Raw genomic sequence first — 16821 nt, 5'->3', positions numbered from 1 at the left:
ATGAACGAAGCCGCACCACCAGCAAAGGAAAATATGGGTGAGCCACTGCCGCGGATCGACGCCCACCTGAAGGTGACAGGAAAGGCATCCTATCCCGCCGACATTCCGGTCAACAATCTCGCACATGCGATGTTGGTGACGAGTGCTGTTGCGCGCGGTCGTTTGACGTCGCTGCATCTGGACCAGGCGCGGGCCGTGCCAGGTGTAATTGACATCATTACCCATGAGACCATCCGAGATGAGCTGGAAGCACCTGAATTCGGGGCATCAGGAGCGACTTCCATCGGACCTCTCCACGATACGAAGATCTGGCATGATGGCCAGATCATTGCGCTGGTTTTGGCCGAGACCATCGAGGCCGCCCGCGAAGGCGCCATGCGCATCACGGCCGACTATCAGGCGGAGAAGCCGAGCACGAGCTTCGGGTCGGAGGGCACGGAAACCGTGGCTGCGGCAGAAGCGAGCAAGCAATTCAAGGAAGACGTCAAAGCGGGCGATTTCAACGCCGCTTTTGCTGCCGCTGACGTCAAGATCGACGCCGAATACGAGATGCCGACGCAGCATCACAATCCGATCGAACTGTTTTCTACGACGGCTTATTGGCAAGGGGATGAACTCGTCGTTCATGAACCGAGCCAGAATGTCTACGGCTGGAAGGTCGAGATCGCGCGGCAGCTGAAGATCAAACCCGATCAAGTGAGGGTGGTCAGTCCCTACATCGGCGGTGCCTTCGGATCGAAGGGGCCGATCACGCCGCGAACGGCCATCGTCGCGTTTGCTGCACGCAGGCTCGGCAGGCCGGTGCGGTGTGTCGTGACCCGGCCGCAGGCCTTCACCACACAGACCTACCGTGCCGAAACGCGCCACCATATCCAGATCGGTGCGACGCGCGACGGCAAGATTACTGCTCTAAAGCACGAGGGTTGGGAGGTGACGTCCCGTCCGGATCCCTATGTGGTCGGCGGGACGAAGACGACCGGCCTCATGTACGATTATGGATCGGTACTGACCAAGGTTTTTCTGGTCAAGGCCGACAGACCAACGCCGAGCTATATGCGGTCCCCACCGGAAACACCCTATGTCTATGCACTGGAAAGCGCCATGGACGAGATGGCGGTTGCCCTCAACATGGATCCGATAGAGTTCAGGCGCATCAACGATGCCATGAAGGAGCCGATCGAAGGCCGGCCCTTCTCCAGCCGCTCGCTGATGGAATGCTACGACGAGGCCGCCCGCGAATTTGACTGGTCGAAGCGCAACCCGGATGTGGGCAGCATGCGGGATGGCGACTGGCTGGTCGGCATGGGCTGCGCGACGGCGATCTATCCGACCAATATCGCGCCTTGCGCAGTTCGCATCACCCTGACCGACGGTGGACGGGCACGGGTCCAGACCGCCTCCCATGAAATCGGCACCGGGGTACGCACGATTGCTGCCCAGCTTGCAGCGGAGCAATTGGGGCTCGACGTAAGCGCCGTCGAGGTCGAGATGGGCGATACGCGGCTTCCGCCGGCGCCCGTTGCAGGCGGCTCGAATACTACCGCCAGCGTCTCTTCAGCGATCATCAAAGCTTGCGGAGAAATCCGCGAAACGCTCGCCCATGCCGCGGTGACATCCAATGACGGGCCACTCGCCGGCCGCGATCCGAACTCGATCATGCTGCGAGAGGGTAAGCTCGTCATCGGCGAGAGCTCACAGGGTCTCAAGGACGCTTTCAAGCAGTTGGGAGCCGGCGTCATCGAGCAATATAGCGAATTTCGTCCTGACGCTGCTTCTGCAGAAGCCGTTTCCGACCTTTACAAGGGCAAGCTGGAAATGGTGAGCGGCGATCAGGGCAAGAAGGTGAAATATGCCTTCGGCGCTGAATTCGTCGAGATCCGCGTTCATCGGAGAACCCGGGAAATCCGCATCCCTCGGATCGTCGGCGCCTTTGGCGCTGGCCGGATCATGAATACGCGGACGGCTCGCAGCCAGCTGATGGGCGGGATGATCTGGGGAATTTCGTCGGCCCTTCACGAAGCGACCGAATTCGACCGGCGCAATGCCCGCGTTGTCAATCGAGATCTGCAGGACTATCTCGTGCCGGTGAATGCAGACATCCAGGACGTAAGAGTCATTCTTGTGTCGGAGACCGATCGGGACGTCAATCCGGCGGGCGTCAAGGGACTTGGCGAACTTGGCAATGTCGGAACGGCAGCCGCGATTGCCAGTGCCGTCTACCACGCCACCGGCAAGCGTATCCGCAAACTCCCGATCCGCACTGATAACCTGATTGGCTAATTTCAACGAAGGCGCTTTGTCACGCCAAGGCGTACTTGTTCCTATTGGCAGGCAGCTCCCCGGGAAACGCTTATGAGCGAACCTGAAAATGGCGAAATTCCACCCAGGATCGTTCTTGTGGTTGAAGACGAGTTCTTTATCGCAATCGAGCTGGAAAGCGTGTTGACCAGAAGCGGGTTTAAGGTCCTGGGCCCGGCGAGTTCGGTCGATCAAGCCCTCGACCTGCTAAGGAGCCAACGTCCAGATGCTGCCGTACTGGACGTTACTCTCGGCGGCGAGAAGGTCACACCTATCGCCGTGCTATTGAAGTCATGGGATGTTCCGTTCGTCCTCGCCAGTGCGAGCGATGCGGCAGAACTTGCTCGGCACGATGTTTTGGCCGAGGCACTCAATCTCGGGAAACCCACCGACTTGAGACGTCTTGTGGACGTCGTTCGATCTCTTTGCAGCCTCTGAGATTATTCGAGATCCGGAATGCCGACTCTTTCGATCATCCAGGCGATGCGTGGGAACCATCTCAATGCGGAATAGTTCCGTCCGGCAGATGATCACGTGGGAAAGGGCTGTCATGAAGAAGCAGAAGCACGAACAGACGACAGATCCCCCTCGCTCGCGACCAGGGAAATATGAGGAGACCGAGGGCGCGACCGGTGCGGTGGAAAAGCCGGCCATCCCGCCAGTCATGAAAAAGGGAGAGAAGCCGTCTCCCGAGAAAAACAAGCAGAAGGACGATGCCGCCGAAGAAGGAGACTGAACCTCGCAGTCACGCAATAGGGCTTAGAGCAATTCCAGGAAAAGTGCGACGCGGTTTTCCGTCCGGAATTGCGAGAGAATAAAAGGATAGAGCGTTTTCGCGATTCGGAGAAAAGCAGAAACGCTCTCGCGGCTTTATCCCATCCAGTTCGTGATCCAGTAGGCTATTGCCGAGATAGCGGCTGCCGCGGGCAGGGTGATTATCCATGCGACGACGATATTGCTCGCCAATCCCCATCGAACCGCCGAGACCCGCCGCGCGGCACCGACGCCGACGATTGCGCCTGTGATCGTATGCGTCGTCGAGACCGGAATGCCAAGCCATGTGGCGGCAAACAAGGTCAAGGCGCCACCGGTCTCAGCGCAAAAGCCCTGCATTGGATTGAGCCTGGTGATCTTCGAGCCCATCGTGTGCACAATCCGCCAGCCGCCAAACAGCGTACCCAGCGCCATCGCGGACTGACAGGATAACACGACCCACAGGGGCACATGGAACTCCGCTCCGGTATGGCCTTGGGAGTAGAGCAGTACGGCGATGATGCCCATCGTCTTCTGGGCGTCGTTTCCGCCGTGGCCAAGGGAATAGAGCGAGGCGGAGGCGAATTGCAGGACGCGGAAGGTGCTGTCGACGGCGAAAGGCGTCTGGCGAACGAATATCCATGTCACGAATAGGACGAGGAAGAGCGCGAGTACGAAGCCAAGCAGTGGCGACATGACGATGGCGCCGGCCGTCTTCAGCAGGCCGGACCAAACAATGGCATCCACGCCGATCTTCGCCACACCGGCACCGACGAGGCCGCCGACCAGAGCATGCGACGAGCTTGATGGAATGCCGAGTACCCAGGTCACGATATTCCATATGATCGCCCCCATCAGGGCGGCGAAGATGACCTGTGGCGTGACGATGTTAGGATCGATAATGCCGGTGCCGAGGGTTTCGGCGACGTGGAGCCCGAAGAACAGGAAAGCGATGAAATTGAAGAATGCGGCCCATAACACCGCATATTGCGGTCGCAGGACCCTTGTCGAGACGATGGTGGCAATTGAATTGGCGGCATCGTGCAGCCCATTCAAAAAATCGAAGAACAATGCCACCGCGATGAGACCCACCAGCAATGGGAAAGCGAGAGTGGCCTCCATCAGACGTTCTCGATTACGATGCCGCTGATTTCATTGGCGACATCCTCGAAACGGTCGACGACCTTCTCCAATTCACCGAAGATCTCGCTGCCGATGATGTAGGCCATTGGGTTGGTGGCGCCATGCCGGCGAAAAAGATCTTTTAGACCTTGATCGTGTAGTTCATCGGAGCGCCCCTCGACTTTTACGACCTCTTCGGTGAGCGCGCTGAGGCGAGACGAGTTGGCACTCATGCGATCAAGAAGAGGGATTGCCTCGGCTACCAATTTTGCAGCCTCGACGATCACTTTGCCCATTTCCTGCATACCGGGATCAAAACTGTCCTGCTCGAATAGCCGGATCGTCTTGACTGTCTTGTGCATCATGTCGATCGCATCGTCCATTGACATGATGAGATCCTTGATGTCGCCACGGTCAAACGGCGTGATGAAGCTGCGCCGAGTGGCAAGCAGAACTTCGCGCGTGATGTCATCGGCCTCGTTTTCGAGCTCAATGATACGCTGGCAGTGCTGCTCAGTGTTTTTGCCGGCCAGCAAAGCGTTCAGAGCTTCCGCCGCGCTGACGACCGCGCGCGAATGTCGAGAGAAAAGATCAAAAAAACGGTCTTCTCTCGGCATCAGTCTACGAAACCAGTTCACTTTCGGCACTCCAAACAGGTGTTGTCACAAATCCGTCATAAATGACGGAGCCTGACATGGAAAGCCGAGGCATCCGCAAAACGACGCTCTCTGACAGCGCATCACAAGATTTGAACTGCTTATACGGGGTCTAATCGGTTCCCGTGACCATCGAAGAAATGCAGGCTCCCGGCAGAAGCGGCAACCACGCATTCGGTGTCCATTGCGATCCGGGACCGCCCCGAAACTCGAAAGACGATGGTTTGGCCGTCCGCCAGGGCACCGTAGACATAGCTTTCCGCCCCAACAAGCTCCACCGCCTGGACACGCACTTTTGCGCTGAACGCCGCATCGCTTCCGCCGTCGGCCAGGTGAAGATCCTCGGGCCGGACGCCGATCGTCGTGTTAGCGCCGCTAAGGCGGCCGCCAGGCGAAAGCGCAATTGTGCCGTTTTCGGTAGGTTTTAGAAGATTCATCGAAGGCGAGCCTATGAAGGTCGCAACGAAGGTGGTGGCGGGTCGTTCATAGAGTTCGATAGGTGTGCCGACCTGTTCGATCCGCCCGCCATTCAAGACGACCAGGCGATCGGCCAGCGTCATGGCCTCCATCTGGTCATGGGTGACATAGACGCTCGTGGTCGCGAGAGATCGTTGCAGCCGTCTGATCTCGACACGCATCTGCACCCGCAGCTTGGCATCGAGATTGGAAAGCGGCTCGTCGAACAGGAACGCTGCCGGCTCGCGCACGATGGCACGACCCATTGCTACGCGTTGCCGCTGACCACCGGAGAGTTGACGTGGCCTGCGCTCGAGGAAGGGTTCGATTTCAAGCGATCGTGCCGCTGATTGGATGCGCTGGTTTATTTCGGCTGCCGGGACCTTCCTGTTCTTCAGCCCATATGCCAGATTTTGGCGTACCGTCATGTGCGGATAAAGCGCATAGTTCTGAAAGACCATCGCGATGTCGCGCTCCGAGGGTTCCAGGCGATTGACGATACGGCCGCCTATGTTGATTTCGCCTGACGTGATGGCTTCAAGGCCTGCGATCATGCGCAGGAGCGTGGACTTGCCGCAGCCGGAAGGTCCGACCAGGACGATAAGTTCGCCATCGGCGATATCGAGCGACACGCCCTTGATTGCGTCGATGCCGCCGTAGCTCTTACGGACATCCTTGAGAATGATTCCGGCCATTATTTCTCCGTCTCCACCAGACCTTTGACGAACCAGCGCTGCATCAGCACCACGACGAGGATGGGCGGAATGATCGCCAGGATCGCCGTGACCATCACAAAATTCCATGGTGTCGCCGCATCGGCGAAATCCACCATCTTCCGGAGCCCGATGATGATCGTCGACATCTTCGCGTCGTTGGTGACGAGCAGCGGCCACAAATATTGCGTCCAGCCATAGATGAAGAGGATCACGAAAAGGGCTGCGATATTGGTCTTCGACAGCGGCAACAGGATATCGCGCATGAAGCGGAATGGGCCGGCATTGTCGATACGGGCGGCTTCCAGCAGTTCACCCGGCACCGTCAGGAAGAACTGCCGGAACAGGAACGTCGCTGTTGCCGATGCCATCAGCGGTAAAGTCAGACCTGCATAGGTGTCGATCATGCCAAGATCCACGATGACCTTGTAGGTTGGCAGGATGCGTACCTCCACCGGCAGCATCAACGTGACGAAGATCATCCAGAAGAACACCATCCGCAGCGGAAAGCGGAAGAAGACGATGGCGAAGGCCGAGAGAAAGGAGATCGCGATCTTGCCGGCGGCGATGACGACAGCGACGACAAATGTATTCCAGAGCATCCGTTCAAGGCTGACGCCGACTACGCGCTCGACACCGCCGTTCAGCGCCTCGCCATAGTTTTCGGCGAAATGGCCCCCAGGCAGCAGCGAGATCGGCGGCCGCAGAATCTCGGCTGATGTCATCGTCGAGGCGACGAACGTGTAATAGATCGGGAAGGCGACGATGACGATGCCAAGGACCAACATGAGATGGCCGATGAGATTGGCGACTGGACGCTTTTCGATCATCGGTTAACCTTACGCATAATGCACACGCTTCTCGACGAAGCGGAATTGGAATGCCGTCAGCGCGATGACAATCACCATGAGGATGACGGACTGAGCCGCGGAAGAGCCGAGGTTGAGATTGACGAAGCCGTCATTGTAGACCTTGTAGACGAGGGTCTCCGTCGCCTTCGCCGGGCCGCCGCCGGTGACGGCATGGATGATGCCGAACGTGTCGAAAAAGGCGTAGACCGTGTTGACCACGAGAAGGAAGAAGGTCGTCGGAGCCAGCAGCGGAAATATGATGGTCCAGAAGCGCCGGTTGCCGCGCGCACCGTCGATGGATGCGGCTTCGAGCAATGATTTGGGGATCGCCTGCAGCCCCGCGACGAAGAACAGGAAATTGTAGCTGATCTGCTTCCAGGCGGCGGCAACGATAACCAGCACCATGGCCTGGTTGCCGTTCAGCAGCGGGTCCCAGGCAAATCCGTTGCGGCGTAGAATATAGGCCAAGGTGCCCATGGCCGGATTGAACATGAAGAGCCAGAGCATGCCGGCGACGGCGGGCGCCACCGCATAGGGCCAGATCAGCAGCGTTCGATAAAGCGTTTGGCCGCGCACCACCTTGTCGGCGGCAGTGGCGAGTGCGAGCGCGACGATCATCGACAGCAGCGCCGTCGCGATACTGAAGATCACCGTCACCTGGAGGGAATGCAGGTAGGTCTCGTCAGACAAAATCGCGCGAAAATTCGCAAGCCCTACGAAGCCGCTCTTTAGCCCGAAAGGGTCTTCGCGCTGCGTCGATTGATAAAGCGCCTGGCTCGCCGGCCAGAAAAAGAACACGACCGTCAAGATGATTTGTGGCGCGACGAGAAAATAAGGTAGGATCTTGTTCGGAAAAACAACGCGCTGCACGGCGATCTCCTAGGACGAGAAAACGGCCCGCAGCCTCGTTGGCCGCGGGTCAAATCGCATCAGTCCATCAATTGCCTATGGCCTGCTGGATAGCGGCATCGCCCCGCTGGACAGCCTTGTCGAGCGCCGCCTTGGCATCTTCCTTGCCGGCCAGCATGGCCTCGAACTCCTCGTTCATGTTGTCGCGCACCTGCGGCAGGTTGACGAGGCGAACGCCCTTGGAGTTGGCGGTCGGAGCCTTGCCGAGCATTTGCAGGATCGGCGTCTCGCGGCCGGGATTCTTGTCGTAGAAGCCGGATTTCTTGGTTTCATCATAGGCGGCCGTCGTCACCGGCAGATAGCCGGAAACCTGATGCAGGCGTGCCTGGATCTTGGTCTGCGACAGGAAATGGAAGAATTCGGCGATGCCCTTGTATTCGGTGTCGCTCTTGCCGGCAAACACCCAGAGGCTGGCGCCGCCTGGAATGGTATTTTGGGGACGGCCTTCGCCTTCATAGTAAGGCAATTGGCCGATACCGTAATTCATGCCGCTCTTGATGATGTCGCCGAGGCCTCCCGACGATTCCGTCAGAATGCCGCATTCTCCCGAGGTGAAGAGCTGCTTTGCCTCCGACGTGCGGCCGCCATAGCGGAAGGTGCCATCCTTGGCGAGATCGGCGATCGACTGGAAATGCTGGACGAAGAGAGGGGTATTGAACGCCAGCTTGACGTCGGTGCCGCCAAGGCCGTTTTCATTGGAGCCATAGCTGACATTGTTCCAGGCGGCGAAATTCTCGGTCTGGATCCAGGTGAGCCAGGTGGAGGTGAAGCCGCAGGCTGATGCGCCGCTCGACTTTATCTTCTTGGCGGCTGCGAAAACGTCAGGCCAGGTTTTCGGCGGGTTCTCGGGGTCGAGCCCGGCTTTCTTGAAGGTATCCTTGTTGTAGTAGAGGATCGGCGAAGACGAATTATAGGGGAAGGACAGCATCGTGCCGTCCGGCTTGGAATAGTAGGAAACGATGCCGGACAGATAGAGCGACTTGTCGAATGTATAGCCGCCTTTTTTCAGAACTTCAGCCGCCGGCATGATCGCGCCTTCCGCACCCATCATCACGCCACTGCCGGCGTCGAAGACCTGCAGGATCGCCGGCGCCTGCTTGGCGCGAAACGCGGCGATACCGGCATTCAGCGCTTCCGGATAGGTGCCCTTGAACACGGGAACAATCTTGTAGTCCTTCTGGCCCTCGTTGAATTCCTTGGCCAGTTGCTCGACGACTTCGTTGTTGGCGCCCGACATGGCGTGCCACCATTGCAGCTCGGTGACTGCAAACGCGTGCGACGTTCCTCCGAATGAAATTGCAGCCGCTACAAGGCAGCTCCACGCGAGGCGATTAGGCATTTTTCCTCCCATTATCATCCCTTCCTGGAAACGGGTTGGTCGATCCTCCTCGATCGACCGACCCGCTTTGCGCTACACTGCCGCCGGATGTGACGATCAACTTGCAAGCGCGTTCATCTAAACTAATATCTGCTCAGCTCTTGTCTACCGAGAAGTTCATAAGCCAGCTATCTTTTTGAGATCGTCGATCGCGCCCGGAGCGGCACCCAGAACCACCGATCCCTTGGTCAGACGTTCACCTTCCGTCGGGAAGGGATGGTACCAGCCGCCGGCTTCCTTCACGAGGCAATAGCCGGCCAGGCAATCCCAGGCATGCATATAGGGTTCGTAATAGCCGACCAGACGGCCGGCGGCGACATAGGCGAGCATCAAGGCGCCCGAGCCATTGCGGATGAAATTGCCCCCGGCTTCGAGAACCTGCTCGACCATTTTCGCGACGAAGGCCGGCGAGACATGGTTGTTGGCGCCGATGCCAGTCACGGCGTTACGGATATTGCGCGATGCATCCAGCTTGAGGCTCTTGCCGTTCAAGGTAGCCCCTTTGCCGTGCGCGGCGACGTAAAGCTCGTCGTGGCATGGTGCGGAAATGACGCCGATCACGGGAATGCCGTCATGCAAGACCGCGATAGAAACGCACCAGTTGGGCATGCCGCTGACGAAGGGACTTGTGCCATCGATCGGATCGACGACCCAGGTGTAGCCAGAGCTGCCCGTTTCCAGGCCATATTCTTCGCCGAGAATGCTATCTTGCGGGTGCGCTTCATGGATGCGGGTGCGGATGAGATTTTCGACCTCGCGGTCAGCGATCGAGACGAGATCCTGCGGGTCGCGCTTGATTTCGATGATCAGGGTCTCGCGGCGCTTGAAATAGTCGAGAGCGAGCTTGCCGGCCTCACGGGCGATGGTCTCGGCAAGGGCGAGACGTGCTTCGAGATCGGCGAGGGGAACGGAGGTCATGCAATTATGTCCTTAATCGTCTGATGTTTGACGGCAATCAGCCGCCTATGACGGCAATGCCGCGATCCTTGAAAGCGATCGTGACATCGGTGTTGGGAGGAAGGGCGGAATCGACCGTGGCATCGACAACGAAGAGCGATCCGCGATCGGTCTTTACTTCATACTCGACATGATCGCCGAGATAGGCGGAATGAGTGATCTGGCCATGGAACTGGCCGTTGGCAGTTCCCGGCGTCAGAATGATTGCGTTCGGCCGCACGGCGAGCTGAGCGGGGCCGTGTTTGACGGAACGGCTGTTGACCCGGTGGCGAAGTCCCTGGATCGCGATCGTGACGCCATCGTTGTCGGTCTCGACGACATCGCACGGCATGACATTGGCCTCGCCCATGAAATCGGCGATAAAGGCCGAGGCTGGGGCATCGTAGAGCTCGCGCGGTGCACCTTGCTGCGCGATACCGCCATCCTTCATGACGATGATGCGATCGGAAACGGCAAGTGCTTCGTCCTGGTCATGGGTCACATAGACGGCAGTAAAGCCAAGCCGTTGCTGCAATTCGCGAATATCCGTCCGGACGCGCCGGCGCAACCGGGCATCAAGATTGGAAAGCGGCTCGTCGAGAAGCAGCACCTGAGGTTCGACGACGAGCGCACGCGCCACGGCGACACGCTGCTGCTGGCCACCGGAGAGTTCGGCCGGAAGGCGCGAGCCCATGCCGGCAAGGCCGACAAGGCCAAGCGCATCCTCCGCCTTCTCGCGCGCTGCCTTGCGTTTCATGCCTGAGGATTCCAGTCCATAGGCGACATTGTCGAGCGCCGTCATATGCGGAAACAAGGCATAGCTCTGGAAAACCATCGAGACGTCACGCTCGTTGGCCGGAAGCATGGTGACATCCTTGCCGCCAATCAGAATGCGGCCGGAGGAGGGGTGCTCCAGCCCCGCCAGCATGCGAAGCGTCGTCGTCTTGCCGCAGCCGGAAGGGCCGAGCAGGGTGACGAGCGTACCGGGCTCGATGGTGAGCGAGAGATCGGGAATGGCCGTGAACGCGCCGAAGGTTTTTCGAACACTCTCGAAGACGACGGAACCGGGAGCCTTCGGATTCATGCGGTTTTCTCCTGAGCAAGGGATGCGGGCGCGGTCGGCGGTGGTGTTATTGCGACACGGTTTACGCGCCGCAGCCGCCTTTCTCCGACGAGCAGCTGGAACCCGGCAATGACTGATATCATGACGACGATGAGGGCGGAGGAATAAGCGATTGCGACGCCATACTCGCCGTTTTCGACGAGGCCGACGATATAGGCCGTGGACATGTTGTACTGGGCGCTGACGAGGAAGATAACGGCGCTGATCGAGGTGATGGCTCGCACGAAGGAATAGACCAGCGCCGCGGTGATCGCCGGCCGCAGCAGTGGCAGGATCACCTTCCGAATGGTGCGCAGGCTGTCGGCCCGCAATGTCAGCGATGCCTCATCGAGGCTTTTGTCTAGCTGGCTCATGGCGGCAACGCCACCGCGTACACCGACCGGCATGTTACGAAAGACGAAGCAGGCAACGAGAATCAGCGCCGTTCCGGTCATCTCCAGGGGCGGCAGGTTAAAAGCCATGATGTAGCTGATGCCGATGACCGTGCCGGGGATGGCAAAGCTCATCATCAGCGCGAATTCGAACAGGCCGCGACCGACGAATTTCTGGCGCACGATCAGATAGGCCGTCAGCAGGCCGACGGCAGCCGTCAAGGGTGCGGAGATCAGGGCGATCTCCATCGTCGTCCAGAAGGAGTTCCAGGCAACGCCGGTCCAGGCAAGGCCGCCATCGTCGCGCAGGCCGATCGAGAAGGCCTTGACGTAATGTTCCACCGTCAGCGTGTTGTCGAGACCCCAGGTGCGGACAAAGCCGCCGAAGAGGATCATGACGTAGACGACGACGGTAAAGATCATCCAGGGGATGACGAGCGCATGGACGGTGATGGAGAGGCCGCGGGGCAGGGCGCTATGAGCGCCCGAATCTCCCTTGCCTGTCACCGTCGCAAAGCTCTTGCCCTGCAGCCACAGGCGTTGCGCGAGGAAGGCGCTGAGCGTGAAGACGAGCAGGATCATGGCAAGGACTGCCGCGCGCGACGGATCATTCTGTGCGCCGACGACACTGAAGAATATCTCCGTCGACAGAACCCCGTGGCTGCCGCCGAGAACCATCGGATTGCCGAAATCCGCCATGCTTTCGATGAAGCCGATCAGGAAGGCGTTTGCGAGGCCCGGCTTCATCAGCGGCAGGGACACCCGCCAGAAGGTGCGCCAGCGATTGGCGCGTAAGGTTTGAGAAGCCTCTTCCATCGACGGGCTGACGCCTTCGACCACGCCGATGAGGACAAGAAAGGAAATCGGCGTGAAGGAGAGAACCTGCGCGATCCAGATACCGGTCAGGCCATAGAGCCAGCGACTGGGTTCCGTTCCGAAAATCGAAGCGGCAGCCTGGGTGACGACCCCGGCCCGTCCGAACAGCAGGGTCAGAGCCAAACCGACCACGAAGGGCGGCGTGATGATCGGCAGGATTGTGAGAAGCCTCAGTCCCTTTTTGAAGGGAAAGCGCGTGCGGGTGGCGACAAGGGCAAAGCAGAGCCCGAGCAAGGTCGACCCGCTTGCCGTCAGGATGGCAAGCCAAAGCGTGCGCCAGGCGACGCCGCAGCGGTCGCCGCCGACGATGCAGCTGAGGCTCCAGATCGACGGGTCCTGGATGTTCGTCGTGAAGCCGCTGGGATCAAAGGATCCGTCGAACGCCTGGAAGGCTCCGACGAACATGCTGCCGACGGGATAGAAGACGAAGATCGCAACAAGGACGATCAGCATGGTAATGGCGCTGACGACGAAGGCATCGCCCTTCATCGCGCCGCGTTCGGCAAGGCCGAGGGAAAAGAACAGGACGAAGACGATGCCAAGGATAATGGCGCCGGCACCCATGGCTGGCTGGCCGTCCGCCAGCGCACCGAAGATGGTCTCGCAGATCGACCAGCTCCAGCCCGACGATGTGATCGCTAGTCCCTGCATCGACAAGAAGGCAAAACCCAATGCGCCGGCAAGCGCCATGAGCGCGCCGCGCGACATCGGACTGGATATGAAGCGCGCGATGCCACCGAGCATAAAGAGCCCGGCAGCGATCGCGAGCCACCATCGGCCGTAACTGACGATTTGCAGGATTCCCGGCGCTGTGGAGGGATCGCCGGGAAAGCCGCTCAGCCAGCCAAGGCCGAAGAAGCCGCCCTCTATGCGATACCATGGGAGTAGTATCAGGGCAGCGATGCCGAAGATCAGCGCAACATCCAGCCGGCGTTTGCTATTGGTCATGGTCGGATTCGCATCCCATTCAGCAAAATTCAGAGATGAAGCAGGCCGGATGCACGAGGAACCGGCCTGCGAGGGCAGTCGAAAAAGCCGTCAGTTGGCCTTGGCGCCGATTTCCTTGTCCCATCGGGCAAGCAGGGCCTTGCGGATCGTGGGATCGCCATATTTCTTGAAGTCGTAGTCGATCAGCTTGATCTCCTCGAATTTCGGAGCCTCCTTCGGCACCTCCGCCGACTTGTTGGAGGGAAGCTGGTAGGACTTGGCATCCTTCATGTGCGATTGCGCCTCGGCGCTGAGCGCCCAGTCGTACCACTTCTTGGCGTTATCGAGATTTCTGGCGCCCTTGATGATCGACATGGAGCCGATCTCGTAACCCGTGCCCTCACATGGTGCGACCGCCTTGATGGGAAAGCCTTCGACGGTCTGTGCAACCGCGTCATGCATGAAAACGATGCCGATCGTCGATTCCCCGCGAGCTGCCGCCTTCACCGGGGCGGAGCCCGACTTGGTATATTGCGAGACATTGGCATTGAGCTTCGAGAGATAATCGAAGGCCTTGTCCTCGCCCATGATCTGCACAAGTGTCGCCAGCGTATTGTAGGATGTTCCCGACGAGTTCGGATTGGCGATCTGGATCTCGCCCTTGTAGGAGGGGTCAAGAAGGTCGGCCCAGCATTTAGGCTCCTTCAAGCCCTTCTTCTTCAAGATATCCGTGTTATAGCCCCAGCCAAGCGCTCCCGCATAAACGCCGACCGTGCGGAAATTGGCGCTTTCGGCCTGCTTCTTCGCCCAATCCTGAAGCTGGTCGAAAAGCGGTGATTTATATTCCAGCGTCAGGCCCTCGGCGGCGGCCTGCAAATGCGGGTCGCCGGTTCCCGCCCACCAGATATCAGTCTTTGGATTGCGCGCCTCGGCGCGGATCTTGGCGTAGGTTTCGCCGGCCGAAAGTCGAACCATATTGACCTTGATATCGCTCTGCTTCTCGAAGAGCCCCTTCATCAGATTGCAGACTTCCGGATCCGCCGAGCAGATCACGTTCAGATCGCCCGCGGCATGCGCCGACCAGGCAATAAGCGAAATTCCCGCGGCAAGGGCTGCCGCGGCCATGTTGACCAATCGCATGATGTCCTCCTGCTTTGCGGCGCCTCCACGCCGAGCGCTTTTTGCAAGCGTGTGCAAATGCTGCATTGGTTATCTCACGCTGTCAACTATCGCTGTCATAAAAGTTTCATAAAGCCGTCGCGATCGATATATTGCACGCGATTGCAAACTGTGATGGAGTTTCGCTGGAAGAGGAGAGGTGACGTGTCGCAACGAGATTTTGTCAGTGCCGAGGAAGTGGCGCGGCGGGCGGGTGTTTCACGCTCGGCGGTTTCTCGCGCATTCACGCCAGGGGCGAGCGTTTCCGAGGCCACCCGGCAAAAGGTTCTGCGGGCGGCGGAGGAGCTTGGATATCAGGTCAATCATCTCGCCCGCGGGCTGATGCGCAATGAAAGCGGTATTGTCTGTCTGATTGTTTCGGAAGTGGCGACACCTTATCGGTCTGCATTGCTGCGCGAACTGACACAGCAGCTGCAGCTCGTCGGCAAGGTCGCCATGCTCGTCAATACCGACCGGTCCGATGGCAGCGTCGATCGCGCGCTTCAGCAGGCGATCCGATATAGGGCGGATGCATCGATCATTCTCTCGGGCCTGCCCGACAAGTCGATCACGCAGCTCTGCCTGAGAAGCGGCCAGCGCCTCGTTCTGATCAACAGAGACGACGACCAACCGGGACCTTTGCGGATCAATCTCGACGATCACGAGGCGGCGGGGCGCGTTGTGACAGCCTTCGTTCGTGCCGGTTGCACCAAGCTGGCCTTCGCGAACTCGGAAGCCGGCACGCCGAGTTTGATGGCGCGTGAGGCCGGTTTCATCGCCGCGGCGAAGGCCCATGGACTGGATGTGGTCGTCGAGCGATATGGCTGGACCGGATACGAGGCGGGCAAGGTCGTCGCGCAGCGGCTGCTAACCCGAAGCGAACGACCGGACGCGGTATTTTGCGCAACCGATCTGCTGGCCTGCGGTCTCATGGACGCGGCGCGGCACCAGTTTTCGCTTTCGATCCCGGATCAGCTCTGCGTCGTTGGCTTCGACGATATTGAGCAGGCCTCAGGTCGTCCTATGATCTGACGACCTTTGCTCAGCCCGTGGCGGCAATCGCACGACAGGCTGTGACATGGCTGGGCGAGAGCCCGTCATCGGACAGGCTCGAGGGCCATTCCGTAACATTGCACGCCGAACTGGCGTGGCGAGGCTCGGTTAGAGGAGGATAGGGCGCTGGATAGGCTGGTAAGTTGAATGACATGACATCAAAAAAGGACAGCGGCAAGCCAACATTCCCCAAATCAAAGCACCTGCTGCAACAGCTGGCACGCACGCCGGAACAGCTGTTTTCCAGTGCGTTTCGAAGCCAATATGGCGCGCTCTGTTTTCGCTACAAGGAAGGCGGTGACGAGATCGAAGTTCTGGTGATTACCTCGCGTGAAAGCGGGCGCTGGATCGTGCCGAAAGGCTGGCCCATGAAAGGCAAGGAGCCTCACGAGGCAGCCGCCATCGAAGCATGGGAGGAAGCCGGTGTCCGCGGCAAGGTGAGAAGGGCGCCGATCGGGCGATATACCTATCTGAAGGAACTTGACGACGGCAAAGTCGTGCCATGCGTCGTTGACCTGTTTCAAGTGGAGGTGAAAGAGACCGGGAATGCGTTCAAGGAGCGAGGCCAGCGTCGGCTCGATTGGGTAAGCCTCGATGAGGCGGCTAGACGAGTACGTGAAATTGAGCTCAAATCTCTGCTCATCAACTTTAGGCCTCAGCGAAAATAAACGTTGGAAATCAGAAGCTTCAGGATCACAGGTCCTGGCCGACATCTGATCACGCAACATCTGATCACATAGACTTCGGACTGTTCTTGCCCGCAACCAACCTGAACAACTTCTATAGTTCGGGTTCGCGGACACGGCCTCAGCCTCCGCGGTCTGCCTGCCGATCTACAGTCACCTCAACCGCTTCATTCTCAGTCTTGGATTGCTTCTCTGGATTGTCTCTCAAGCGTTTCGATGAAATCTGCCAATGGATGAATCGATGAGGTTATCGGCAAGAGAGGTTCGAGAGCGGCAGCGACTGCCCGGCAATCATCTGCGGAGAGAGACCGGAGGTTCGACGAAACTTTGTTATAGGCAGGTGTCCCACGCGAAGCGAGGGAGCGATTGATGACGAATTGTTCCAATTCTCCATCAACTCGTTCCACAAACAATGCAAGTGATCCTCCATCGGCAGCAGCAGCGCTGTCAGAAACCGCTTTGAACATATATCCTCCATGCAGTGATTGGTGTGGTAAGATATCCTATCGATACTTTGGAGCCAAATGTGCAAGGCGACTGGTTTCAAATGATCGA

The 16821-nt window shown here is 58.8% G+C and carries 15 protein-coding genes and 1 pseudogene; 5 read left to right on the top strand and 11 right to left on the bottom strand.

All coding sequences use genetic code 11. The annotated features are described in order from the left end of the window. The 3 genes from PH562_RS08000 (at position 1) to PH562_RS07990 (ending at position 3034) form a co-directional block, all read left to right on the top strand. Positions 1-2280 carry a xanthine dehydrogenase family protein molybdopterin-binding subunit gene (locus tag PH562_RS08000; RefSeq protein WP_285172645.1) on the top strand — a complete coding sequence of 760 codons (2280 nt, stop codon included), beginning with the start codon at positions 1-3 and terminating at the stop codon, positions 2278-2280. 72 nt (positions 2281-2352) lie between these two features. Beyond that, positions 2353-2736, top strand: coding sequence for a response regulator (locus PH562_RS07995; protein WP_285172548.1), 384 nt, complete (start codon positions 2353-2355; stop codon positions 2734-2736). A gap of 112 nt (positions 2737-2848) precedes the next feature. Further along, a complete protein-coding gene (locus tag PH562_RS07990) occupies positions 2849-3034 on the top strand; it encodes a hypothetical protein (protein ID WP_285172547.1) in 186 nt (61 codons plus the stop codon). A gap of 134 nt (positions 3035-3168) precedes the next feature. Here PH562_RS07990 and PH562_RS07985 read toward each other — a convergent pair whose 3' ends face one another. From PH562_RS07985 to PH562_RS07940, 10 genes are all read right to left on the bottom strand, one after another. Next, positions 3169-4173 carry an inorganic phosphate transporter gene (locus PH562_RS07985; protein ID WP_285172546.1) on the bottom strand — a complete coding sequence of 335 codons (1005 nt, stop codon included), beginning with the start codon at positions 4171-4173 and terminating at the stop codon, positions 3169-3171. Then, entirely contained in the window at positions 4173-4790 is a 618-nt protein-coding gene (locus tag PH562_RS07980) for a DUF47 family protein (RefSeq protein ID WP_285172644.1), read from the bottom strand. Before PH562_RS07980 ends, PH562_RS07985 begins: the two co-directional genes overlap by 1 nt. A 140-nt stretch (positions 4791-4930) precedes the next feature. Then, positions 4931-5980, bottom strand: a complete 1050-nt coding sequence (locus tag PH562_RS07975; RefSeq protein WP_285172545.1) for a sn-glycerol-3-phosphate import ATP-binding protein UgpC — start codon at positions 5978-5980, stop codon at positions 4931-4933. After that, the gene (gene ugpE, locus PH562_RS07970) at positions 5980-6828 is read right to left on the bottom strand and encodes a sn-glycerol-3-phosphate ABC transporter permease UgpE (RefSeq protein WP_285172544.1); all 849 of its coding nucleotides are present in this window, start codon (positions 6826-6828) and stop codon (positions 5980-5982) included. The genes PH562_RS07975 and ugpE overlap by 1 nt, the downstream gene beginning before the upstream one ends. Positions 6829-6837: 9 nt before the next feature. Next, positions 6838-7719 (bottom strand): sn-glycerol-3-phosphate ABC transporter permease UgpA, encoded by an 882-nt coding sequence (gene ugpA, locus PH562_RS07965; RefSeq protein ID WP_285172543.1) that lies wholly within the window; start codon positions 7717-7719, stop codon positions 6838-6840. A gap of 67 nt (positions 7720-7786) precedes the next feature. Then, complete coding sequence (gene ugpB, locus PH562_RS07960) at positions 7787-9097, bottom strand: sn-glycerol-3-phosphate ABC transporter substrate-binding protein UgpB (RefSeq protein WP_285172542.1); 1311 nt, start codon at positions 9095-9097, stop codon at positions 7787-7789. A gap of 156 nt (positions 9098-9253) precedes the next feature. Continuing rightward, positions 9254-10054, bottom strand: a complete 801-nt coding sequence (locus tag PH562_RS07955; protein WP_113229222.1) for an inositol monophosphatase family protein — start codon at positions 10052-10054, stop codon at positions 9254-9256. A gap of 37 nt (positions 10055-10091) precedes the next feature. Continuing rightward, positions 10092-11156 (bottom strand): ABC transporter ATP-binding protein, encoded by a 1065-nt coding sequence (locus tag PH562_RS07950; protein WP_285172541.1) that lies wholly within the window; start codon positions 11154-11156, stop codon positions 10092-10094. Further along, positions 11153-13390 (bottom strand): ABC transporter permease, encoded by a 2238-nt coding sequence (locus PH562_RS07945; protein ID WP_285172540.1) that lies wholly within the window; start codon positions 13388-13390, stop codon positions 11153-11155. The genes PH562_RS07950 and PH562_RS07945 overlap by 4 nt, the downstream gene beginning before the upstream one ends. A gap of 90 nt (positions 13391-13480) precedes the next feature. Continuing rightward, complete coding sequence (locus tag PH562_RS07940) at positions 13481-14509, bottom strand: ABC transporter substrate-binding protein (RefSeq protein ID WP_285172539.1); 1029 nt, start codon at positions 14507-14509, stop codon at positions 13481-13483. 153 nt (positions 14510-14662) lie between these two features. Here PH562_RS07940 and PH562_RS07935 point away from each other — a divergent pair. Both PH562_RS07935 and PH562_RS07930 read left to right on the top strand, forming a co-directional pair. Next, positions 14663-15702, top strand: a pseudogene (locus PH562_RS07935) (LacI family DNA-binding transcriptional regulator). Positions 15703-15732: 30 nt separating this feature from the next. After that, a complete protein-coding gene (locus tag PH562_RS07930; protein WP_285172643.1) occupies positions 15733-16248 on the top strand; it encodes an NUDIX hydrolase in 516 nt (171 codons plus the stop codon). A gap of 191 nt (positions 16249-16439) precedes the next feature. Here the strand turns inward: PH562_RS07930 and PH562_RS07925 are convergent, their stop codons facing one another. After that, complete coding sequence (locus tag PH562_RS07925) at positions 16440-16733, bottom strand: hypothetical protein (protein ID WP_113229217.1); 294 nt, start codon at positions 16731-16733, stop codon at positions 16440-16442. Positions 16734-16821 lie beyond the last annotated feature (88 nt).

Source organism: Rhizobium centroccidentale, assembly GCF_030182565.1.
Taxonomy (GTDB): domain Bacteria; phylum Pseudomonadota; class Alphaproteobacteria; order Rhizobiales; family Rhizobiaceae; genus Rhizobium.
Note: the sequence above shows the minus strand (reverse complement) of the source record. Positions and strands in the feature narration are given on the sequence as shown.

Excerpts from the sequence above, each read along its gene's own strand:
- PH562_RS07925 (WP_113229217.1), bottom strand. The coding sequence starts at position 16,733 with ATGTTCAAAGCGGTTTCTGACAGCGCTGCTGCTGCCGATGGAGGATCA.
- PH562_RS07980 (WP_285172644.1), bottom strand. The coding sequence starts at position 4,790 with ATGCCGAGAGAAGACCGTTTTTTTGATCTTTTCTCTCGACATTCGCGC.
- PH562_RS07940 (WP_285172539.1), bottom strand. The coding sequence starts at position 14,509 with ATGCGATTGGTCAACATGGCCGCGGCAGCCCTTGCCGCGGGAATTTCG.
- PH562_RS07995 (WP_285172548.1), top strand. The coding sequence starts at position 2,353 with ATGAGCGAACCTGAAAATGGCGAAATTCCACCCAGGATCGTTCTTGTG.
- PH562_RS08000 (WP_285172645.1), top strand. The coding sequence starts at position 1 with ATGAACGAAGCCGCACCACCAGCAAAGGAAAATATGGGTGAGCCACTG.
- ugpB (WP_285172542.1), bottom strand. The coding sequence starts at position 9,097 with ATGCCTAATCGCCTCGCGTGGAGCTGCCTTGTAGCGGCTGCAATTTCA.
- PH562_RS07930 (WP_285172643.1), top strand. The coding sequence starts at position 15,733 with ATGACATCAAAAAAGGACAGCGGCAAGCCAACATTCCCCAAATCAAAG.
- PH562_RS07950 (WP_285172541.1), bottom strand. The coding sequence starts at position 11,156 with ATGAATCCGAAGGCTCCCGGTTCCGTCGTCTTCGAGAGTGTTCGAAAA.
- PH562_RS07975 (WP_285172545.1), bottom strand. The coding sequence starts at position 5,980 with ATGGCCGGAATCATTCTCAAGGATGTCCGTAAGAGCTACGGCGGCATC.
- ugpE (WP_285172544.1), bottom strand. The coding sequence starts at position 6,828 with ATGATCGAAAAGCGTCCAGTCGCCAATCTCATCGGCCATCTCATGTTG.
- PH562_RS07990 (WP_285172547.1), top strand. The coding sequence starts at position 2,849 with ATGAAGAAGCAGAAGCACGAACAGACGACAGATCCCCCTCGCTCGCGA.
- PH562_RS07985 (WP_285172546.1), bottom strand. The coding sequence starts at position 4,173 with ATGGAGGCCACTCTCGCTTTCCCATTGCTGGTGGGTCTCATCGCGGTG.
- PH562_RS07945 (WP_285172540.1), bottom strand. The coding sequence starts at position 13,390 with ATGACCAATAGCAAACGCCGGCTGGATGTTGCGCTGATCTTCGGCATC.
- PH562_RS07955 (WP_113229222.1), bottom strand. The coding sequence starts at position 10,054 with ATGACCTCCGTTCCCCTCGCCGATCTCGAAGCACGTCTCGCCCTTGCC.